Below are 22,082 nucleotides of genomic sequence, written 5' to 3' on the forward strand. Positions count from 1 at the left end.
ATGAATATCGAAGGAATAATTTCTTCGGCACACGACGGACAAATCATGTATCTGGTGCCACGTCCCCACCCTACTCCGGAGACAGTAGATTCCACCTACATCACAAATGGCACTTTTTTCTTTTCCATCCCGGCAGACTCTGGCATTTACGACCTCACTATCAGCCGACAAGCCGATGCTTACGTGCAACGTCTTCTTATCATAGCCGAAGAAGGTACACTACACGCCAATATGGGAACAAACAGTTCCAGTAGCGGTACTCCACTCAACAATCAATTGCAACATTGGAAAGAGCAAATGGAAACTACCGCAAAAGAGACCACCCTGCTATCACTAAAAATAAACAAGAATAAAGAAAACGATATCGTTACAACAACTTTAAAAGAGCAATGGGATAGTATCTGCCAAAATTTCAACGACTCAACTTTTTACCTCATCAAGCAGAACATGAATCCGCTGGGAGGCTACTTGTTCATAACACTCGAAAATATATTCAACGAACAACAAATCAATGAACTAAAGAAACTTGGAATAGACAAATGGAAACCTGCACCCTGAGAAAACATATAGATATCATCTTTGTCCCCCTGTTCTTTATAGCCTGCTGGATATTCTTCTTCCATCTATATCCGTATCATTTGTACTATAAAGAGCAAATAACCCTATGCATACTTCAGCCAGATTTCTTACAAACCTACTTTCAAAAGCCAGCATTTCTTAGCGAAATCTGCGGGGATTATCTCACACAATTTTTCTTGTGGACAGGTGGAGGAAGCACTATATTGACCCTCACCTTCCTGTTAACTTGGCTGGGAATTCGGACTGCACTCATCAGAACGGGTATCATTCACCATGCATCCCTTTGGGCTTTACTCCCCATTATAGCTGAATGGGGGGAGGCCTGTCATTTGGAATATCCACTCTCTATGTCTCTTGGCCTGCTATTCAGTGTCTGGATATTTACATTAATTACATTTTGTACATCAATACGAACAAGAAATGTATTACATACAATTCTATTTTTCATCCTCTATTGTGCCGTAGGGGCTCATTTTTTTGCCTACGTCCTCATAGCCATAGTTTATGAATACAAACATTCCAACCGGAGTCTGTCGCCAGTTTTGTTGCTAAGCATCTCCATTCTCATCCCGATAGGAGGCAGCTATTTCTACTACCTCACACTCAAGCAAGCCTACTTTTATCCATTAATAAGCAACTATATGCTACGTCAGCCCTTTGTCTTCTTATTGACCGAACTTTTTCTGCTACTCTCCTTTTTACCGATTTTCGTACCCCGACTGAATAAGTGCCGGATTGCATTATATACCATTCTCTTTCTGAGTATAACCTCCTTAGGCAAAGCATACAATGCTTCTGAAGAGAAAACACTCGCATTCTCATCTGAGGCTTATTTTGGTCACTGGGATAAAGTCATCCGGCTTAATAAGAACAACGACTATCCTACCTACCTCAGCGCCTATTACACCAATCTAGCCTACGCCCGTCAAGGAAAACTCTGTGACGAACTCATGCAACATTATCAGCCTGCTTCACACGGGCTTTTATTGCAAATTAATAACTCTACAGGCTATATATACGGCATGGCAAGCCCTGATGCCCTTATGGAATGTGGCGACATGGCACAAGCCCAACACTCCGCCATGCTTGCCATGACCTTTACCCCTCACCAACGCTCTTCGCGCATGATACGAAAACTGACAGAAATCGCTATAATCAACGAAGATTATGCCATCGCCCAAAAATACCTGCATATGCTTCTCCACACCTCCCTACATAGGAAATGGGCAAAAGAACGACTTGAGTTCATCAATTCCGGCCAATGCAACTCCATCCCTTACTGGAACAATAAACGCCGAATGCTTGCTAAGCAAGACACTTTATTTTCAGCCAATCAATGGCGTACTTCACTGGCCAATTTAATTGAAAGTAATCCGCAGAACAAGATGGCTGCCGATTACCTATTATGCTTCCATCTATTGAATAAAGACCTGAAACTTTTCAAAAAAGATTACGACCGCTATTATTATCCGACTTTCGGTCTGCTTCCTCCCCGTCTTTATCAAGAAGCCCTGATAGTATGTATGGACGAAAAAGATGATCCGCAAGAACAATTGAAGCATTATCGCATCCCCTTCCAAGTTTACAATGATTGCTTGCAATACCTTTCCATATATGAAGAATCTCAGGGAGACGGACATGCTTTGCAGAAACAATTCAGAAAAACATACTGGTTCTATTATCATTACGCACAATTAAAACCATGAAAAAATCCATCATCATATCCATCATCGCCCTGGCGCTTTTCTCCTGCGGAAAACGTTCATTTCAGGATTATGTCGACTGTCCTGCACAACCGACTCTGTTTCCCGACTATACAGATATCACCATTCCTTGCAACATAGCTCCTTTGAATTTCTATTTGGAAGATGCGACAAGCATTTCCGTTATCGTCCGGGGAAAGAAGGAATACCAGTATGACAGCCATTCACACAAGCTCCGCTTCCCTCTGAAAAAGTGGGCAAAGATGCTCGCAAACGAAAAAGGTGATACCTTGTCGGTATCCGTTTACGCTAATCTGCCACAACAAAAGATACGCTACAAAGATTTCTATTGGTATGTTTCGCCCGACAGTATCGACCGCTATTTAAGCTACCGATTGATAGAACCGGCCTATGAAATCTGGAATATGCTGCAAGTCTGTGAACGCAACGTAGAGAACTTCAGTACCCGCCTGCTTGCTGACAACAATATTACAGACCACAGCTGCATAAACTGCCACACCTCCAACCGAGCCGCTAGTCCCACCACATTCATGCATGTACGCGGTGAAAAAGGAGGTACAATTTATAACCGAGACGGACATTTGCGGAAAATCAACACAACAACAGAACACACAGCCGGTGCGGTCTATGGAGAAATTTCCCAGAATGGACGGTTCGGTATCTTTACGACTGCTGAAATTATCCCTATGTTACATAGTTATCGCACCGAACGTATGGAAGTTTTTGACCAACGCAGCAATCTCATACTGATAGACTTTGAACAAGGAACCGTAACCGACTCCCCTTGTATCACCGGAAAAGAATACCAAGAAACCTTTCCATGCTTTTCTGCCGACAACCAGACCATTTACTTTTGTCGTGCCCCTTATCTGCCTCAACCAGACAACACACGTCAGATGCGCTATGATCTTTATTCCATTTCCTTCAATCCCCAAACCGGGCAATTAGGCGATAGTATCCATGAAGTTTTTCGAGCCTCATCCGAAGAAAAATCCGTCAGTTTCCCCAAATGCTCTCCGGACGGCCAATACCTGTTGTTTTCCGTATCTGACTATGGTACCTTCCCCATCTGGCATCCCGAAACTGACCTCTGGATGTTGGAACTTGCCACCGGGAGGATTGACAAAATGGAACAAACCAATGGACGATATTCTGACTCTTACCATTCTTGGAGCAGCAACTCCCATTGGATAGTCTTTGCTTCTAAACGGGATGACCGAGTGTACGGACGTCCTTACTTCGCCCATGTATCCAAAGATGGCAGCGTAAGCAAAGCTTTCCTTCTTCCACAAGAAAATCCGAAAACCTATCTTAATACATTTAAATCTTATAATATCCCTGAACTTTATAATACGGCAGAGACATATGATGCTCACGAATTACAAAGACTTTACTACCACAAGGAGACAGAAAGTCTTCGCTACCACGCGCAGTAAGTTCCCGAACCATCCAAACTGACGATTCAGAAGACGGTATATGTATCATTCTTCCGTCCCTACACCTCCATGCATTCCATTTGCACTACTTTCCTGCCAAGCATATCACACTAGTTATCATTCCTACTCTCTAATTGTAAAAACGAAATTGCAAATTTAGCTTTCTTCTCAACCTTTTTTCTTGTTAGTTGTTCAATGGGCATTCACTAAATCCTAACTTAAATGAAGACAATCTTAAAAGTAATGTTTCTGTTATGCGGTGCCGGACTTATTCCCTCCGCAGCTAAAGCGCAAGAAAAAGTAGTTATTGATGACGAAGCTCCCAACGGCATCGTCATGGTCACCCTCGACAAGGCGGGTGACGAAATCGTCCGTATCATGAATGAGTCGCAGTTCAGATATATCCACGACCCACAGGCTCCCCGTTTCCTACTGATGGATAAGAAAGGGAAGTTTGCCCTCGGTATCGGTGGATATGTACGCGCCACAGCCGAGTATGACTTCGGAGGCATTGTGGATAACATAGACTTTATCCCTGCTGATATCCCGAATTTCAGCAAAGTGAAGAATCAGTTCCAAATGGATGCACGCACTTCCACTATCTTTCTGAAACTGGTGGGCCACACCAAACTGTTGGGTGATTTTGTGGTATATACAGCCGGTAACTTCCGGGGCGGTGACAAAGCGTTCCAATTGCGCAATGCCTATATGTCGTTCCTTAACTTCACCGTGGGTTACACTTACGGCGGTTTCATGGACCTGGCAGCCTTGCCTTCCACCATCGACTACCAAGGACCTAACGGTGCCAGCTTCTACCGTGCCACCCAACTTGCTTACACGTACAAAGGCCTGAAGAATTGGCGTTTTCACGCTTCTATAGAAGTACCAAGCGTAGACGGCACTACCAACGACCAGCTTACAGTTGCCCAGCAACGCATGCCGGACTTCACTGCTTATGCACAATACGGTTGGGGAACAAACAGTCATCTCCGTGTAGGCGGCCTGGTACGTAGCATGACTTATACCAGCACACTCAGTGACAAAGCATCCGACGTGACCGGATGGGGTGTACAGGCATCCACTTCTTTCAATCTCAGCAAGAAATGGGAAATTTTCGGGCAAGCCACTTACGGAAAAGGTATCGGACAATATCTGAATGACATCAGCAACCTGAATGTGGACATCGTTCCCGACCCGGAAAAAGAGGGTAAGATGCAGGCATTGCCCATGTTGGGATGGTTTGCCGGAGCGCAATATAACATCTGCCCGAAGGTGTTCGTATCCGGAACTTACAGTATGTCCCGGCTTTATTCTGAAAATGGTTACCCAGACAATCAGGCAAGCAGCTACCGTTACGGACAGTATCTTGTAGCGAACGTGTTCTGGAATGTAACTCCCAATATGCAGGTAGGGGCGGAATACTTACGCGGCTGGCGCACGGATTTCAGTAACTCTACGCATCATGCCAACCGAATGAATCTGTTGGTGCAGTATTCGTTCTAAGGTAAAGTATTGATTAAAATAGCAAAAGAAACAAGAATGGTGCAAATCATCTGATAGTATAGTAACTAAGAGATTTGCACCATATGTTTTGTCTTTCTTTTCTCTTTATTGTCGGTCTTTGGTCATCCCCCCCCAATATTACCATAGATTTCTACGTGCCAGAACTTCTTCTGTTGTATATCCTCTTCCCGCCTTACTGTCTTCCCGTGATTTCCTCAACTCCTCCTTCAACTCCTCCACCGTAAACTGGCAGGGAGCGTTCCGGTAATCATATTCTTCCTCTTCCTGCATCAGGCGCAAGGCATAGTCCCGTATTTCCTGTACGATTCTCGGGTTCTCAATCTGCATTACAGATTGCACAGTTTCCACTTTCAGGCTATTTAAGTCGAGCCCATAAGCCGCAGCAGGCTCATTCACCGTTTGCTTTTGTTCTTCGGAATCGGAATATTTTTTCATAATCACTCCTTTCTTTAATATTGCATCAACAAAAGTACATAATATTATCCGTAAAAGCTCCCCGTTTCTCTTAAAAGTTTTCTTGAAAAGGAATATCCGAGAAATACGACAAAGCCGCCTCAAGTATAATATACCCAAGGCGGCTTCTGCTATATAAATAAGTAATTATGAAATCAGAAACTGTAATCGATGCTAAGACCGAACACTTTGTTGGTACGGCTATATACATTCGTACCGCTCAATTTAGTGCCATTATTAATATAGTCTTGAGAAGTTTTCGTATAATCTTCATAGGTTGTCCACATATAACCCACGTTCAGATTAGCTTTTTCACTCAACTTCAACTTTGCTCCAAAGCCCAAAGTATAAGAATCGCAAGAGAAGCTGGTGTCGCTCTGATAGTCGTTAGACAACCCATAGTCCGTAATCTGACCACCGAAACTCACTGTCAGACGCTTGATTACATCCCATTCAATACCAGCCAGATACTCGTTTGTTCCCTTCGTCAGATGCTTCTGCTTGCCACCGGCCATTCCCGCACTCTTATCATCAAAGAAGTGATACTCTACAGACGCACGCAACACCGGAAGAAATTCATAAGCAGCAGCTACAGATAACATGGAAGGTATATCATTGGGAGTATTCACACCATGTTTGTAATCCGCCAATTCACTTTCAGCAGCACCAATCATACGAAGCGAGTTCACTTTAGTGGAATTTTCAATGTTCAAGTTAGCCTTAAACTCATATTTTGCACCAATGTTCAGCTTGCCCAACTTGGCATCCAAGCCGATAACCGGAGTAAATCCCCATCCGGTCTGGTCGCAATCCAGGTCTATGCCGATAAGCTCCGTGCCAACAGGTATCGTTCCTCCGGCAGGAGAAGGTAAATCTACGGCAGCACTGGCCTTCAATGCACCCTGGTAGCCACCGGTGAAATAGTTCATGCGACCGCCCGCAAAAGCAGAAAGCCAATCCGTTACCTTATAAGTCAAGCCCAACTGTACAGAATAAATATACTGTTTGCCATCCATGTAGCTTTTCAACGAATAGGCATTGCTCGGAATGCTTTGGGCTCCCAATCCGCCTATCACCATAGCATCGAACATGGGAAGACCATCATCAAACGAGGCCTTTCCTCCACCGCCGGTAATACCGAAAAAACCGGAAAGTGTCCAGTCACCCATCTTATAAGCAGCAAACAAACTGGGAATGACAGGCGCAGACGCCTTACCCTCATAATACTTATTCAGCCCCAAACCTTCGCATGAAGCATCGATATTTCTTGTTTGGAAAGCGCTCTGAATACTCAAAGACATATGAAAACCGTCATTCGGCAAAAAGGCTAAACCTGCCGGATTAGACAATGCACCGTCTATTTCAGTTGTAGCACCACGAGACAGCATACGAAGAAAAGCAGCATGCTGATTGGTATTCGTCAGCAGTCCTCCTGCAAAAGTTGAAGTTGAAACGATTAGCATCATAAAGCTAATCAAGCTAATTTTTCTCATCTAAATCTTTTTTAATTGTTAGCGGGCGCAAAGGTACAACAATATTGCACATCAGAAAGTATTTTGTGCAAAAAGATGCATTGCAGGCTAAAATTAATTGAAAAAAGAAACTGTTTCTAATGAAACGGATAAAGAAAAAAAATATGGAGGATGTATAACAGAACCGTAAGGAGAGAATCCCGTAATTATAAACAACGAATCATAATTCCGCAACCAACTAATCTCAAACATGCAAGAAACTAATATCTGCACCGCAAGAAACTAATATTTTCCTTGCATCTAATTATTCATACTATAACTATTTAAGTTTCTTACAATATCTGTTGTAAGAAACTAATATAATTATTGTAAGAAACAAACACAATTTATGTATGAATAATTAGATGCAAGGAAAATATTAGTTTCTTGCGGCGCGGATATTAGTTTCTTGCAAGAGCAGAATTAGTCTGCCGCAAGTGCGCAATTGACAGAGAAGGCTACCCGTACCCCCCCTGCAACTTCTGAACCTTATCATTCACACACGTGTTATTTATACTATATATACTAAATTCTAAAAACTTCAGAAATCATGGCATACACAATTGCTTTTTTCGGCAGCAAGCCCTATGACGAGGCTTCGTTCAATGAGAAAAATAAAGAGTACGATTTTGAACTCCGCTATTATAAAGGGCACCTGAACAAACATAACGTGATATTGACACAGGGTGTGGATGCCGTCTGCATATTCGTAAACGACACCGCAGATGCGGAGGTGCTACGCATGATGGCCGACAATGGTGTGAAATTACTGGCACTGCGCTGTGCCGGCTACAACAACGTAGACCTGAAAGCAGCAGCCGAATGTGGCATCACAGTGGTACGTGTACCCGCCTATTCGCCCTATGCCGTAGCTGAATATACCGTTGCCCTCATGCTTTCGCTGAACCGGAAAATCCCCCGTGCCACCTGGCGCACCCGCGACGGCAACTTCTCCCTTCATGGATTGCTCGGCTTCGACATGTACGGAAAGACAGTCGGTATCATCGGCACCGGAAAGATTGCAAAGAAACTCATCATGATTCTGCGCGGCTTCGGAATGAATGTCCTTGCCTATGACCTGTATCCCGACTACAACTTTGCCCGCGAACACCAGGTAGTATATACCACGCTGGACGAGCTTTACCACAGTTCGGACATCATTTCCCTGCACTGCCCCCTCACCGAGCAGACCAAATATCTCATCAACGACTACTCCATCAGCAAGATGAAGGACGGCGTAATGATTATAAATACAGGGCGCGGACAACTGATACACACCAATGCCCTGATAGAAGGCTTGAAAAATAAGAAAATCGGCTCTGCCGGATTGGACGTGTACGAGGAAGAAGGTGAGTACTTCTACGAAGACCAGTCGGACCGCATCATCGACGACGACGTACTGGCACGTCTGCTTTCGTTCAATAATGTCATTGTAACTTCCCATCAGGCATTCTTCACCCGGGAAGCATTAGGAAACATTGCTTCGACTACATTGCAGAATATCAGGGAGTTTGCAAGCGGGAAAGCTTTGGAGAATGAAGTAAAAATATAGAATTAACAATTCTGTATAAGTAATAAATAAACAGTAACATCTGGTTATAAACTTTTTCACAACCAGTTTGTTATCTATGCATATCAACCATTTAAAAGAAAGAAATAAATTATGAAAAAAGTAATAGACAAAGCGGAAAGCCGTGGACGTGCTCTATATGACTGGCTCGACAGCCACCATACTTTCAGCTTCGACACATACTATAACCCACGCCGTATGAACTTCGGCGCCTTACGCGTATTGAACGATGACCGTGTATCTCCGGGAAAAGGCTTCGGCACCCACCCGCATAAGAACATGGAAATCATCTCCATCCCCCTGAAAGGTAAGCTGAAACATGGCGACAGCCAGAAGAACAGCCGCACCATCACTGTGGGTGACATACAGACCATGAGCGCAGGTACCGGCATCTATCACAGCGAAATGAACGGCAGCGATACCGAACCGGTAGAATTCCTGCAAATCTGGGTAATGCCGGAGAAGCTAAATACTCCTCCCGCCTATCAGGATTATGATATCCGCCCATTGCTGCGCAAGAACGAAATGACGCTGATTGTCTCGCCGGACGGTGATGCTCCCGCCAAAATGTTGCAGCAGGCATGGTTCTCCATCGGCGAGATAGAGGCCGGAAAGAAGATAGGATACCACATGCACCAATCTCACGCCGGTGTGTACATCTTCATCATCGAAGGTGAAGTGAAGGTGAACGATACCGTACTCTCACGCCGTGACGGTATGGGCGTATATGACACCAGTAGCTTTGAGCTGGAAACGCTGAAAGACTCGCACATTCTGCTGATAGAAGTGCCGATGTAAGTCTTTTAGATAAAAATAACAGCTAAAAGCCGAGGTTTGTGTGGCGTTTTTCGTAATATTGCGCTATAATTTAACCCGTGCATGAAACTTGATTACATTTACCATAGCGGCTTCGCGATTGAAGCGGACGGAGTGACGGTCATTATCGATTACTACAAAGATTCCTCTGAAACGGAATATAATAAAGGTATCGTTCATGACTATTTGCTGGGAAGCCCCGGAGAACTATATGTGCTCTCTTCCCACTTTCACCCCGACCACTTTAATCGCGAAGTTCTTTTATGGAAGGCCGAACGCCCGGATATTCACTACATCTTCTCCAAAGACATCCTGAAACATCGCCGTGCAGCGCGTGAGGATGCTACCTATATTAATAAAGGTGATGTGTACGAAGACCGGAATATCCGTATCGAAGCATTCGGTTCCACGGACGTGGGAATCTCGTTCCTGATTGACCTGCAAGGTGTACGGCTGTTCCATGCCGGCGACCTGAACAACTGGCACTGGAGCGAAGAATCCACCCCGCAGGAAATCCGGAAAGCGGAGGGTGACTTTCTTGCCGAAGTAAAATGCCTCCAGCAGACCGCCCCTTCGGTAGACGTAGCCATGTTTCCCGTGGACAACCGCATTGGAAAAGATTATATGAGAGGTGCGGAACAATTCGTGGAACGGATAAAGACCGCTATATTTGTACCTATGCATTTCAGCGAGGAGTACAAGGGTGGAAATGCTTTCCGGCCATTTGCCGAAAGCAAAGGGTGCCGTTTCCTGTCCATAACCCGCCGGGGCGAAAGTTTCGATATAACTCAATAAAACATACCTATTATGAAAAATTTGACACAATTTCTTTTAGTACTGTTATGCGTCTGTCTGCCGGCTACCGTGTTTGCAGACTCGACCAAAGACAAAGACGATGACAGCAAGTATCTGGCGGGCGCAGTGCCCGAAGTTGATGGGAAAGTCGTATTCACCAAAGAATTCAGCATCCCCGGCATGTCTCAGGAAGAAATCTTCAAACGTATGCAGAACTGGATGGAAGCACGTTTGAAAAAGAATGAGAACAACAGCCGTGTAGTCTATACCAATCCCGAAGAGGGACAAATCGTGGGTACCGGTGAAGAATGGATTGTATTCAGCTCAAGTGCGCTTTCACTGGACCGTACAAAGATTCTTTATCAGCTTTCTGTGGTTTGCGCACCCGAGAAGTGTACAATGGAAGTAGAAAAAATCCGCTATAACTATCGCGAAGGAAAAGAAAAATATACAGCGGAAGAATGGATTGTAGACAAGTATGCGCTGAACAAAGCCAAAACCAAATTAGTACGCGGACTTGCCAAGTGGCGCAGAAACACAGTTGACTTTGTAGACGACCTTGCCCTGGGAGCAGCTGAAGCCCTGAGCGCTTCTACTATCAAGAAAGCTGCCGAAACGGCTGAAAAACCGGAAGAAAAGAAAGAAGAAAAGAGTGCGATCAACTCCGGCCCGATAGTCATTGCACCCAAGACAGCAGTTGAAGTGAAAGCTCCGGCAGAAACGACAAAAGTGACAGTGGTTCCTGCCACTCCGCTTACTCCTGCCACTCCTGTCACATCAAGCACAACACCGGGTTACAAGGAAGTAGCTCCCGACCTGTTACCTACCAATGCCATTCAGATGGGTGCAGGCAAATTAGTGCTTGTAATCGGTTCGGATGCTTTCAACATGACCATGATGACAGCTAATGCCGGTGGTTCGCTGGGTAAATCGTCTGGTAAGCCTGTAATATTCAGCTTCCTCTCTCCCGATCAGCCTTACGAGCAAATGGAGAAAGCCGAAACGTATACAGTACGTTTCTATCCGGCCAACCAGACAGAACCGTCTGTTGTTCTGGAATGTAAGAAGATGCCTTCACAAGCTCCTATGGAAGGTCAGCCACGTATGTATGTGGGTGAGATTGTGAAAGCGTTCGTAAAATAAATATAGACTATAAATAATAGAATGATGAATTACCGTGCCGCCATGCTGCATAGTAATTCATCATTCTTGATTAATAACCTAATAATTAACAATATGGAAGTAAAAAGTAAATTCGACCACTTCAATATCAATGTCACCGATCTGGAACGCAGCATCGCTTTCTACGAAAAGGCATTGGGACTGAAAGAACATCACCGCAAAGAAGCCTCAGACGGCTCTTTCACGCTGGTTTATCTGACAGACGGCAGCACAGGTTTCTTGCTGGAACTGACGTGCCTCAAGGATCATCCGCAGACTTATGAACTGGGAGAGAACGAAAGCCATTTGTGCTTTCGCGTAGCAGGTGATTATGATGCCATCCATCAATATCACAAAGAAATGGGATGGGTATGTTTCGAAAATACAGCTATGGGATTATACTTCATTCATGATCCGGATGACTACTGGATTGAAGTTCTTCCGGTAAAATAGGGATAAGGAGGTGCGTTAAAACTCTGATAAGCGCACCATTTTGTCATCCTGAGCCTGTCGAAGGATCTCCTCTCTATGCATTCAGTTGAGCAGATCCTTCACTACATTCAGGATAACAGAGCTAAATGACAGTGATTTGTTATGGGGTTTATTTATGACGGTTCGCCCTTTTCTTCCGTATATCTGCTTTCATTTTCGCAGCGCCGGAACCGTGTTTTCCGGTAATATACGATTTCTTCCTGGCTTTAGTCTTTACCTTTCCATCTTCTTGAGGTTTATCTTTCTTTCCTTTAAAGACGATACCACCCATCATTGCATCTTCTACACTCATATATTCGATTTCTTTTTATTATTATTCTTTGACCGGTACAAAGATAGTTTTTTTCTGCTAATGGATGGCATTTTTCGTATCTTTGCGCCAACTTTTAAAGACTGAATAGAATGAATACCGCTCTGCTTTCTGCTGACAAAGACCCGATGGGGGCTGCCATTGCTGATTATTTCAAACGACATAGGGCTGACCGCCTGCGAGTTTTCTCTTCACAATTTGACGAAGACGAAATACCGGTGAAAGACTTATTCCGTACGGAAAACCAAATGCCTGCTCTGGAACGAAACGCCCTGCAACTGGCTACGGGTAAAATTCTGGATGTGGGTGCAGGAAGCGGCTGCCACAGCCTTGCCTTGCAAGAAGCAGGCAAAGATGTGCATGCCATTGACATTTCACCTCTTTCGGTAGAAGTGATGCAGCAACGGGGTGTGCGACATGCCACACAGACCAATCTGTTTGACGAACACTTCTATGAGTCCTACGACACCATCTTAATGCTGATGAACGGTTCGGGTATCATCGGGAAATTGGAAAATCTGCCCGTTTTCTTCAGGAAAATGAAGCTATTGCTTCGCCCAGGCGGCTGCATTCTTATGGATTCCAGCGATTTGAGATATCTGTTTGAGGAAGAGGACGGAAGTTTTGTTATCGACCTGGCAGGGGATTATTATGGAGAAGTAGATTTTCAGATGCAATATAAAGATATTCAGGGGGAGTCGTTTGACTGGCTTTATATTGACTTCCAGACTCTCAGCCTTTATGCTGCTGAAAATAGTTTCCAGGCGGAATTGGTAAAAGAGGGAAAACACTACGATTATTTAGCCAAGTTGACCTTAAAATAAGGCCAACTTGGATTATTGGTTCTTTATTTCTTTGCCAGCATTTCGTCTATCTTCTTCACCAGTGCGGCAAATTCTTTTTCATTATACAAGCGGGTCAGCATCACGATGCGACCATCCTTGTCAATAAGCACATTGCGGGTGATTCCTGCTTTACGTAGCGCATATTTGGCAAATATATCTGCGCCGGGGTCCAATCCCAACGGATAGGTAACACCGGTTGATTTACCGAACGCAATCACTTTATCCAACGGTTCGTCACGGTCTATGCCGATAAGGGCAAAGTCAGAGTTGTCTTTATGTTTCAACCAGATATCTTTTTCTATGAAAGGCATCTCCTTACGGCAGACACCACACCAACTGGCTGTGAACTGCAACATCACCACCTTACCACGAAGTTCGGAAAGTGTGACTTGCTTACCATCTGTCAGGGTAATGGTAAAATCGGGAGCCATCTCCCCCACTTTCACTATGTAGCCGACATCATCGGCAGCCACTTCCTGCGCTTTGCCTGACAGACAACAAAGGGCGAACAGGATAAAAATCAGACTTTTTACAATTTTCATTAATCATCTATTTTTAAAGTTTTACTCAAAACGGAAACAATAACGGGAGCACAAATATCATCACAATTCCCATAATTATCTGTAAAGGCAAACCAACTTTAACATAATCCATAAATGTATAACGTCCCGCCTGCATCACCAGTGCATTGGGCGGAGTAGAGAACGGAGAGGCAAAGCACATACTTGCCGCCACAGTAACAGCAAACAGGAACGGGAAAGGACTCAGTTCCAATTGTATTGCAGATTGGAGGGCAATCGGCGCCAGAAGCACCGCCGTAGCCGTGTTACTGATAAACATAGTCATCAGCGAAGTAGTGAAGTAAATGCCTGCAAGCAGCACGTATGGTCCATAACTACCAAGCCCGTTCACCAATGATTTAGAGACTAAATCGGATGCTCCTGTCTTCTCCAAAGCTAATGACATGGGCATCATGGCGGCAATCAGTACGATGCTTTCCCAGTTAATAGTCTTATAGGCTGCCTCCACATTGCGAAAACAGCCGGTAAGCACCATCAGCAGTCCTGCAATCATCACCGCCGTTACAGGAGCAACAGGTATGAAATCGAACATCATCATCACTACCATTCCCAACATGATAATTGCGGCAACAGGCGCTTTATGGTTAAGCGTCACTTTTGCAGCCTCAGCCAGCGGTTGACCGAGTACTACCCAATCTGAAGGGTCATCATTTAACCGGGCTATATTCTCCCAAGTACCCTGCACCAGCAATACATCTCCCGAATGCATTTTCTCGTCTTTCAGATTCTTCAGGATGTACTGGCGTTTGCGCTGAATACCCAGAATATTCACACCGAATTTCTCACGGAAACCAGAATCTTTCACCGGTTTGTTTACCAAATTGGAAGCAGGCATCAATACGATTTCAGCAATACCGATTTCTGTGAACTCAAGCTCCTCACTCTTAGATTCTACTGAACCTTCCGCCGTATGTGTATCCAGCAATTTCAATGCATTTTCTTCGGCAAGGCGTTCTACATTGGAAAAGTCGCCCAATACGTAGAGAATATCATTTTCCTGAATAACCGTATTGGCAGCAGCCATCTCTTGGCTCATCGTCTTGAAGAAATGACGGCGGGAAGAAGAAGATTGGCGGCGAACCTCCATAATTCCCGCATTATAGCGCTGCGGGATATTCAATTCTTGTATGGTTTTTCCGACTAAAGGTGATTTGCTTTCCACTTGTACCCGGCATAAATTCTGGAACAATTGGTACTCTCCTGCCAGTTCTTTCAGTGATTTATTCTTTTTCCCTTTACGGGTTTTATCTCCCTTCTTAGTCAGGAACATCTTACTCAACGGAATCAGTACGATCAATCCGACAGTTACGCAAACCAGACCTACAGGAGTAAACGAAAAGAAAGTGAGTGGTGCATATCCCGCAGAAGTCAATGCTTCCTGAATGACAAGGTTAGGTGGCGTACCAATCAGCGTCATCATACCACCCATACTACTGGCAAATGCAAGCGGCATCAACAGGCGACTGACATTGATTTGCGAACTCATAGCCATGCTGACTACAATAGGAAGCATCAAAGCCACCGTTCCGGTATTGCTGACAAAAGCACCGATAAAGGCAGTCACCAATATAATGAGAACAAATAATTTCAGCTCACTGTCACCGGCTAATTTCAGGATACGGCTGCTTATCATCTTCGCCAGTCCCGTTTGGAAAATAGCACCGCCCACAACGAATAGTCCTATCATCATTATCACTACGGAATTGGAGAACCCTGTCAATGCTTCCTCCGGTGTCAGAATGCCGGATATGATTAGCAACACTAAGGCACAAAGCGCCACCAAATCTGAGCGTACTTTGCCGCTCATAAAAAATATCGCAGAAAGAAATAAAATAATGAGGGTAATATACATATAGATATAAAATTTGTATGTTTATAAACACTTCAACAGTGTTTTTTGTTCTATGGAGTTGCAAATATCACAAAAATCAGGACGATAGACAAGAGGGTAAATCCTTTTTGAACTAAATAAACGACAAATATCTCACTAAATTCGCAATAAAAGATGGATTATTAACAATATATTCATACCTTTGAATCCGGGAACAGTAACACGGGCTTATACTTTTTATCAGTTAAATTCTATAACAATAATGGGAAACGGCAACACAATTACAGGCACCTTCAACGGAACAGTCCATCTGGAATATCTGCCATGTATTAATTATGCAATGATCCACAACCATGTGCCTTCATGCAATTTCTGCGAACTCTTGAACAACGATGAGGTTGACTGGAACCATGTCAAAGTTGCAATAGACGGTGAACTCATTAAGCATTCAGAAAGTATTCTGGAAATAATTCCGCAGGGACAGAACATTCAAATCAACAGCCTGGAAATATCACCCGAAAACGAAAAACTGATAGAACTGACAGAGGGTATTGATACCCACTTCAATCTGACGATTGCCATCTCCGACGAAATAGTCCATCAGCAAACATTCCCCATCAAACTGATGGCTTATGACCAATGGACCGGTGCCCGTATCATGCCCGAACTTTTAGCCACTTTTGTCACTCCCAACCATCCCATACTTTCAAGAATAAGCGTAAAGGCTTCCCAATTTCTGGAGAAGTGGACAGGCAACTCCGCTTTGGATGAATATCAGACACAAGACCCTAATCGCGTGCGTGCCCAGGTGGCTGCCATTTATGAAGCACTCCGATCCGAATCTTTAATATACTCCACCATCCCTGCCAGTTTCGAAACGATGGGACAGCGCATACGTCTGGTGGACAATGTGCTTACCAGCAAGTTGGGTACATGTATTGACCTGACTTTGCTTTATGCATCTTGCCTGGAAGCCATCGGGATCCATCCCCTTCTGGTCTTATTAAAGGGACACATTTTTGTAGGCGCATGGCTCACAGAGGACATTTATCATCAAACAGTAGGAGATGACGCTTCTTTTCTTCTGAAAGGAAGTGCAAACGGTATCAGCGATATTGTATTGGTAGAAACAACTGCCCTCACGTCCTCTCAGAATATTTCGTTTGAAGAAGCAGTGACAACGGCTCAAAAGGAACTCAAGGAAGAAAGTAAGTTTGAGTTGTTCATTGATGTATATAGATGCAGGCTCGATAAAATCCGGCCATTGCCGCAACGTATAAATCATAATGGTGAGTGGCAAATTGAAAACGCCGGAATAGAGCATGAGAATGCGACCGGAAAAGTAAACCAGTTAGACCGCTATGAAATAAGGCTGGAGGACAGCAAGGAGCAAATCACCAAACAGATTATCTGGGAAAGAAAATTACTGGACTTTTCCCTACGTAATAATCTGATCAACATCAGACTTGGCAGAAGGGTCATACCTTTCATATCTTTCGCAATAGACCGTTTAGAAGATCACTTGCAGGCCGGAGAGAATTATCAGATACTGGCCAGCCCTACTAAAAGCAAAATAGAACCGGGCGAAACAGGGTTATATGATTCTTCACTCTGGAAAGAGAATCTGGAAGAGTTAGTTATCAATGAGCTGAAAAATAAAAAACTCCGCTCTTATCTGACCGAAAGCGAATTACAGAACTCACTCAAATTCATATATCGAACCTCGCGAACTGCTATTGAAGAGAATGGTGCCAATTCGCTGTTTTTAGTTTTAGGGATTTTGAAATGGTACGAATCCGCAAAGAGCGTGAAACCCCGCTTCGCTCCTATCCTGCTACTGCCGGTAGACATTATACGCCGTGGCGGCACAAGCGGGTATATCATTCGTACAAGGGACGAAGAAATTATACTGAACATTACATTGGTGGAACTACTGAAGCAGCAGTTCAGTGTAAACCTCTCCGGCCTTAACCCATTGCCGAAAGATGAAAGCGGTGTAGATCTGAAAAAGATATTTGCAGCTATCCGTACCTGCATCCGCAACATGAAAGGCTGGGATGTAGTGGAAGAATCCATGTTAGGATTATTCTCATTCAACAAGTTTGTCATGTGGAATGATATTCACAGTAATGCGGACAAACTGAAAGAGAATGCCATCATAGCCAGTCTGATGGAAAACCGAACCCAGTGGCAGGACACAACGCCGGAAGTTGACGCCAGAGAAGTAGATAAGAATTGCACACCTGACAAGTTCTCCATCCCTGTCGACGTAGATTCTTCACAGTTGGAAGCTGTCATTGAATCAGGGGAAGGGAAAAGCTTTATATTACATGGTCCTCCGGGAACCGGAAAATCCCAGACTATCACCAATATGATAGCCAATGCCTTGTATAAGGGAAAACGCGTGCTATTCGTCGCGGAAAAGATGGCTGCACTTTCTGTCGTACAAAATCGTCTGACTAAGATAGGATTAGCTCCGTTCTGCCTGGAACTTCACTCCAATAAAGTCACTAAATCCCATTTTCTGGCTCAACTTCAGAAGGCCATAGAAGCTATTCATATCCAGTCACCGGCCGAATTTGAAAGTACTTCAATGCAATTGTTTGAGCGCAGAAGAAAGCTGATTGATTACATGGAAGCGTTGCACCACCCTCATGCATCCGGTTTTTCTCTCTACGACTGCATAACAAATTATTTATCTATACAGGGGGACGAACTCTCCATTGACTTTTCTTCATTGAACACCATCACAAAGGACAAACTTACAGCACTTTGCGAAAAGATACAGGAACTGGATACGGTATTTTTAATAACAGGGCATCCGCAGGAACATCCACTAAAAGGATTGGAAGCGTACAATACTTCCATCGAAAGTTGCCAAAGGATGCAGGAAGAACTCAGGCATCTCATAGATTTATTCACTCTGATTACGGCAAGCAGAAAGGTACTTTCAAGTAATCTGGGCATTGCAATACCGGATAGCTGGACGGGAATCAACTGGATGAGTAAAATTAGTGACTTACTTCTCTCTACTCCGTATCTGAACAAATCACTATTAGAGATAGGCGGAAACGCTAATCTGATAGAAGAATGGAAAGATATCATTCTCGCAGGTAGTGAACGGGACCGGATACAAACAGAATTGTACAAAGATTACATACCCCAGATTCTTGAAGAAAATGCATTCATCCTCCAACAGGAATGGAAAGCAATTGAAATGAAGTGGTTCTTGCCAAGATTCTTCGCAAAACGTTCTTATCTCAAAAAGCTAAGACTTTACAATGCGAGTTTGCAGGAAGAACAGATACCAAAGCTTTTGGAAAAGCTCAATCTTTATGATAGAAACAATAAGATAGTCCAGGAGCAATCTTCCGAATTGTCATCCCTCTTTGGTTTCTTAGGAAGAAAAAATAAGGAAAAATGGGAGGATATCACTTCCATATTGGAGAAAATTCCAATGATCTACCGCACTTTAGTAGAATATTCGGAAATAGCCCGACAACCGTTTGCAGAAATTCTGAATCAAATTGCAAGCAAGATTGACGTTGATTGGAGCGCATTCAGGCAGTCTAATGAAGCTACATTCAGACAATCAGTTAACGCCACTCACGAACTGAATGCAGTACTAAACAGAATGAAAGGTTTATGTCACATGCAAATACCCGACAGCGACCTCGAAATGAAATTGCCGGTTCTTCTTCATACATGGCTGACCCATTTCGATCAGATAAAGGATTGGGAACAGTGGTGCCTCCGCAAAAAGGAACTGGAATCCCAGAATTTGGCCGTGGTGATCAATTACATAATCGATAAGCACAAAACTGGTTCAGAAGCAGCAAATGCGTATTTGAAAGGTGTTTATCATCAATTAGCAATAAAAGCCGTCGATGCAGACGAAACTTTGCGTCTTTTCAACGGATTGCTGTTTGAAGAGATGATTAACAAGTATAAGTCTCTGACTACAGAATTCCAGGAGTTAAGTAAGAAAGAGTTATATTGCAGGTTGGCAGCAAAAATACCTTCTCTGACCATGGAAGCTGCATCCAGTTCTGAAATAGGAATTCTGAAAAGAAACATTTCAAATGGAGGACGCGGTACGTCTATCCGAAGAATCATAGACCAAATTCCCACCTTATTACACAAACTGTGTCCATGTATGCTGATGAGTCCGATATCAGTAGCGCAATATATCGACCTGGATGCAGAGAAGTTCGATCTTGTCATCTTCGATGAAGCCTCTCAAATGCCCACTAGTGAAGCTGTCGGTGCAATAGCACGCGGCAAGGCATTGGTTGTAGTGGGTGACCCCAAGCAAATGCCACCGACAAGCTTCTTCTCTTCCTCGCAAGTTGATGAAGAAGAAGCCGAGTTTGATGATATGGAGAGTATTCTGGACGACTGTATATCACTGTCAATCCCATCCCGCTATCTGACCTGGCACTATCGTAGCAAGCACGAAAGTCTGATTGCTTTCAGTAATTCACAATATTATAATGGGAAATTATATACTTTCCCTTCCGTGGATGACAGAGTCTCAAAAGTACGCCTGGTTCAAGTCAACGGTTCATACGACAAAGGACGTACGCGCAGCAATTATGCCGAAGCGGAAGCCATTGTGAAGGAAATACTACATCGCCTGCAAACGCCGGAGTTTTCCGAAAGAAGCATAGGTGTGGTTTCTTTCAGTCAGGTACAACAGAATCTGATAGAAGATATGCTTATAGAGGAATTGAACAAATATCCGGAATTAGAAGAAAAAGCTTTCCAAAGCAACGAACCTATCTTCATCAAAAATCTGGAGAATGTGCAAGGAGATGAACGGGATGTCATTCTTTTCTCCATAGGATACGGACCTGATAAAAATGGCAATGTATCCATGAATTTCGGTCCGCTGAACAATCAGGGCGGTGAACGCCGCCTGAATGTGGCAGTGTCTCGCGCCCGTTATGAAATGATCATCTTCTCAACTTTGCGTTCGGAGCAAATTGATTTGAAGCGTACCAAATCCAAAGGTGTGGAAGGTTTGAAGAAGTTTCTGGAATTTGCAGAACGTGGCACCTCTCCTATTCCTGCCGTTCAGCTCCAAAATCAAAAACAAAGTAATTTGATAACCTTAATAGCACAGGAGCTTACACAACGTGGCTATAAAGTAGATACTTTGGTGGGGCGATCAAATTTCAAAGTAGATTTGGCCATCGTTAATCCAGAACAGCCGGATACATATATCCTGGGAATCCTATGCGATGGCAAGAACTATTATGAAACCAAAACTACCAGAGACCGTGAGATTGTGCAACCTAACGTCCTACAAATGCTCCATTGGAATGTCATGCGTGTATGGTCTGTTGACTGGTTTGAACATAAAGAGAATGTGGTGGAACGCATTATCAAAAAGCTGGAAGACGTAAAAAACATCAGAAGAGAGGAACAATTTCTTCCTCCGATACAACCAGTCGCTCTGAAAACATTCAGTATCGACAATGAGCCAGTTGTGGAATTAGTAAACAGCCGAGAAAAGGAATACATTTTTGCCGATTTACCAGAAATCAGCTACAGCACGGATATTAATAAAGTAATGGCTTCATCCTATCAGGTAAAAAGGCAACTTGAACAGATAGTACGAGTTGAACAACCTATAACAAATACCTTATTATATAAGAGAATCTTACGCATCTGGAAACTGACAAGAGTAACCACCCGTTTACAAGTATTCATTGACAGTCTTCTTAAAGACGTATATAAAGACCCCTTATCCAGAAATACCATCATTTACTGGGAAAATAAAGAGAAAGCTAAAGACTCCGACTTTTACCGCATCAATTCCAAACGCGATATTTTAGATATTCCTGTTCTGGAAGTTATGAGTGCCGCCCGCTACGCCATAGAACAACAAATATCTATGCCGATGGAAGATCTGAAGCGGCTGACTTCCCAGTTGCTTGGCTTCAGCAGAAAAGGTACAAACTTAGATATTGCAACGGAACAGGCTATACAAATCCTGATTGAACGAGAAATATTCAAACATGTAGATGGAATGGTATCCATGAACGATTAAAATTCATGGGTACTTGTAGGATTTCATTTTTCAATCTCATGAATCCTCTCTATTTGCTTATTCAGGAAATAGTCAGCATATTGATTAGGGATATCCCTAATAACACCACACCACCACCAAGTCCTTTAGTTCATTAGAATAAAGGTCGGACAACTTTGACAAAGGATTTTCAATTATGAATGCTGCTTTCTCCTTTTGCTCCGGACTGAAGATTTGCGCCATGAAAGTACAAAGGAAATGAATACTCACAAATTCGGGTCAGTCCGAAACCCCTGTGGGTATGTTATGTTAATACGCGCAAGTAAACTATCTTTGCGTTCAAATTAAAATTATCTGCCCAATGCCTTCCAATCGCAACCTACATAAGTTACTACGAGTCATCTTTCCCGAAGTTTTAAT

Annotated in this window: 16 protein-coding genes; 11 read left to right on the forward strand and 5 right to left on the reverse strand. The window is 43.6% G+C overall.

Annotated features, from left to right (window positions below; all coding sequences use genetic code 11):
- The 4 genes from BUC01_RS20285 to BUC01_RS20300 all read left to right on the forward strand — a co-directional run bounded on the left by BUC01_RS20285 (position 1) and on the right by BUC01_RS20300 (position 5,242).
- Entirely contained in the window at positions 1 to 558 is a 558-nt protein-coding gene (locus BUC01_RS20285) for a DUF4369 domain-containing protein (RefSeq protein ID WP_243462524.1), read from the forward strand.
- Positions 540 to 2,285 (forward strand): DUF6057 family protein, encoded by a 1,746-nt coding sequence (locus BUC01_RS20290; protein ID WP_244895776.1) that lies wholly within the window; start codon positions 540 to 542, stop codon positions 2,283 to 2,285. Before BUC01_RS20285 ends, BUC01_RS20290 begins: the two co-directional genes overlap by 19 nt.
- Positions 2,282 to 3,739 (forward strand): TolB family protein, encoded by a 1,458-nt coding sequence (locus BUC01_RS20295; RefSeq protein WP_025832764.1) that lies wholly within the window; start codon positions 2,282 to 2,284, stop codon positions 3,737 to 3,739. Before BUC01_RS20290 ends, BUC01_RS20295 begins: the two co-directional genes overlap by 4 nt.
- 222 nt (positions 3,740 to 3,961) lie before the next feature.
- Positions 3,962 to 5,242 (forward strand): DcaP family trimeric outer membrane transporter, encoded by a 1,281-nt coding sequence (locus BUC01_RS20300; protein ID WP_025832762.1) that lies wholly within the window; start codon positions 3,962 to 3,964, stop codon positions 5,240 to 5,242.
- A 138-nt stretch (positions 5,243 to 5,380) separates the two neighbouring features.
- Here the strand turns inward: BUC01_RS20300 and BUC01_RS20305 are convergent, their stop codons facing one another.
- The gene (locus BUC01_RS20305; RefSeq protein WP_025832760.1) at positions 5,381 to 5,698 is read right to left on the reverse strand and encodes a hypothetical protein; all 318 of its coding nucleotides are present in this window, start codon (positions 5,696 to 5,698) and stop codon (positions 5,381 to 5,383) included.
- A gap of 173 nt (positions 5,699 to 5,871) precedes the next feature.
- Complete coding sequence (locus tag BUC01_RS20310) at positions 5,872 to 7,209, reverse strand: OmpP1/FadL family transporter (protein WP_025832759.1); 1,338 nt, start codon at positions 7,207 to 7,209, stop codon at positions 5,872 to 5,874.
- A 568-nt stretch (positions 7,210 to 7,777) separates the two neighbouring features.
- Here BUC01_RS20310 and BUC01_RS20315 point away from each other — a divergent pair.
- From BUC01_RS20315 to BUC01_RS20335, 5 genes are all read left to right on the forward strand, one after another.
- The gene (locus tag BUC01_RS20315; protein ID WP_025832756.1) at positions 7,778 to 8,779 is read left to right on the forward strand and encodes a 2-hydroxyacid dehydrogenase; all 1,002 of its coding nucleotides are present in this window, start codon (positions 7,778 to 7,780) and stop codon (positions 8,777 to 8,779) included.
- Positions 8,780 to 8,890: 111 nt separating this feature from the next.
- On the forward strand, positions 8,891 to 9,595 hold the full coding sequence (locus tag BUC01_RS20320) for a pirin family protein (RefSeq protein ID WP_025832754.1): 705 nt from the start codon (positions 8,891 to 8,893) through the stop codon (positions 9,593 to 9,595).
- A gap of 81 nt (positions 9,596 to 9,676) precedes the next feature.
- Positions 9,677 to 10,408: an MBL fold metallo-hydrolase gene (locus tag BUC01_RS20325; protein WP_025832753.1), complete on the forward strand. Its 732-nt coding sequence runs from the start codon at positions 9,677 to 9,679 to the stop codon at positions 10,406 to 10,408.
- Between the two features lie 12 nt (positions 10,409 to 10,420).
- Positions 10,421 to 11,551 carry a DUF4468 domain-containing protein gene (locus tag BUC01_RS20330; protein ID WP_025832750.1) on the forward strand — a complete coding sequence of 377 codons (1,131 nt, stop codon included), beginning with the start codon at positions 10,421 to 10,423 and terminating at the stop codon, positions 11,549 to 11,551.
- 93 nt (positions 11,552 to 11,644) lie between these two features.
- Positions 11,645 to 12,022, forward strand: a complete 378-nt coding sequence (locus tag BUC01_RS20335) for a VOC family protein (protein WP_025832749.1) — start codon at positions 11,645 to 11,647, stop codon at positions 12,020 to 12,022.
- A 148-nt stretch (positions 12,023 to 12,170) separates the two neighbouring features.
- Here the strand turns inward: BUC01_RS20335 and BUC01_RS20340 are convergent, their stop codons facing one another.
- Positions 12,171 to 12,353: a hypothetical protein gene (locus BUC01_RS20340; protein WP_025832747.1), complete on the reverse strand. Its 183-nt coding sequence runs from the start codon at positions 12,351 to 12,353 to the stop codon at positions 12,171 to 12,173.
- Positions 12,354 to 12,463: 110 nt separating this feature from the next.
- On the opposite strand from BUC01_RS20340, the gene BUC01_RS20345 reads away from it, so the two are divergent.
- Positions 12,464 to 13,195 carry a class I SAM-dependent methyltransferase gene (locus BUC01_RS20345; protein ID WP_073314668.1) on the forward strand — a complete coding sequence of 244 codons (732 nt, stop codon included), beginning with the start codon at positions 12,464 to 12,466 and terminating at the stop codon, positions 13,193 to 13,195.
- Between the two features lie 23 nt (positions 13,196 to 13,218).
- Here BUC01_RS20345 and BUC01_RS20350 read toward each other — a convergent pair whose 3' ends face one another.
- Positions 13,219 to 13,758, reverse strand: a complete 540-nt coding sequence (locus BUC01_RS20350; protein WP_025832745.1) for a TlpA family protein disulfide reductase — start codon at positions 13,756 to 13,758, stop codon at positions 13,219 to 13,221.
- A gap of 25 nt (positions 13,759 to 13,783) precedes the next feature.
- On the reverse strand, positions 13,784 to 15,649 hold the full coding sequence (locus BUC01_RS20355) for an SLC13 family permease (protein ID WP_025832743.1): 1,866 nt from the start codon (positions 15,647 to 15,649) through the stop codon (positions 13,784 to 13,786).
- Between the two features lie 241 nt (positions 15,650 to 15,890).
- On the opposite strand from BUC01_RS20355, the gene BUC01_RS20360 reads away from it, so the two are divergent.
- Entirely contained in the window at positions 15,891 to 21,683 is a 5,793-nt protein-coding gene (locus BUC01_RS20360) for a DUF3320 domain-containing protein (protein ID WP_073314670.1), read from the forward strand.
- The last annotated feature ends 399 nt before the right edge of the window (positions 21,684 to 22,082 follow it).

It is taken from the genome of Bacteroides stercorirosoris, assembly GCF_900142015.1.
Classification (GTDB): domain Bacteria; phylum Bacteroidota; class Bacteroidia; order Bacteroidales; family Bacteroidaceae; genus Bacteroides; species Bacteroides stercorirosoris.

What these genes read in the sequence shown, in the direction of transcription:
- BUC01_RS20340 (WP_025832747.1), bottom strand. Translation starts at nt 12,353, where the DNA reads ATGAGTGTAGAAGATGCAATGATGGGTGGTATCGTCTTTAAAGGAAAG.
- BUC01_RS20330 (WP_025832750.1), top strand. Translation starts at nt 10,421, where the DNA reads ATGAAAAATTTGACACAATTTCTTTTAGTACTGTTATGCGTCTGTCTG.
- BUC01_RS20300 (WP_025832762.1), top strand. Translation starts at nt 3,962, where the DNA reads ATGAAGACAATCTTAAAAGTAATGTTTCTGTTATGCGGTGCCGGACTT.
- BUC01_RS20295 (WP_025832764.1), top strand. Translation starts at nt 2,282, where the DNA reads ATGAAAAAATCCATCATCATATCCATCATCGCCCTGGCGCTTTTCTCC.
- BUC01_RS20345 (WP_073314668.1), top strand. Translation starts at nt 12,464, where the DNA reads ATGAATACCGCTCTGCTTTCTGCTGACAAAGACCCGATGGGGGCTGCC.
- BUC01_RS20315 (WP_025832756.1), top strand. Translation starts at nt 7,778, where the DNA reads ATGGCATACACAATTGCTTTTTTCGGCAGCAAGCCCTATGACGAGGCT.
- BUC01_RS20350 (WP_025832745.1), bottom strand. Translation starts at nt 13,758, where the DNA reads ATGAAAATTGTAAAAAGTCTGATTTTTATCCTGTTCGCCCTTTGTTGT.
- BUC01_RS20355 (WP_025832743.1), bottom strand. Translation starts at nt 15,649, where the DNA reads ATGTATATTACCCTCATTATTTTATTTCTTTCTGCGATATTTTTTATG.
- BUC01_RS20325 (WP_025832753.1), top strand. Translation starts at nt 9,677, where the DNA reads ATGAAACTTGATTACATTTACCATAGCGGCTTCGCGATTGAAGCGGAC.
- BUC01_RS20285 (WP_243462524.1), top strand. Translation starts at nt 1, where the DNA reads ATGAATATCGAAGGAATAATTTCTTCGGCACACGACGGACAAATCATG.
- BUC01_RS20290 (WP_244895776.1), top strand. Translation starts at nt 540, where the DNA reads ATGGAAACCTGCACCCTGAGAAAACATATAGATATCATCTTTGTCCCC.
- BUC01_RS20310 (WP_025832759.1), bottom strand. Translation starts at nt 7,209, where the DNA reads ATGAGAAAAATTAGCTTGATTAGCTTTATGATGCTAATCGTTTCAACT.
- BUC01_RS20320 (WP_025832754.1), top strand. Translation starts at nt 8,891, where the DNA reads ATGAAAAAAGTAATAGACAAAGCGGAAAGCCGTGGACGTGCTCTATAT.
- BUC01_RS20335 (WP_025832749.1), top strand. Translation starts at nt 11,645, where the DNA reads ATGGAAGTAAAAAGTAAATTCGACCACTTCAATATCAATGTCACCGAT.
- BUC01_RS20360 (WP_073314670.1), top strand. Translation starts at nt 15,891, where the DNA reads ATGGGAAACGGCAACACAATTACAGGCACCTTCAACGGAACAGTCCAT.
- BUC01_RS20305 (WP_025832760.1), bottom strand. Translation starts at nt 5,698, where the DNA reads ATGAAAAAATATTCCGATTCCGAAGAACAAAAGCAAACGGTGAATGAG.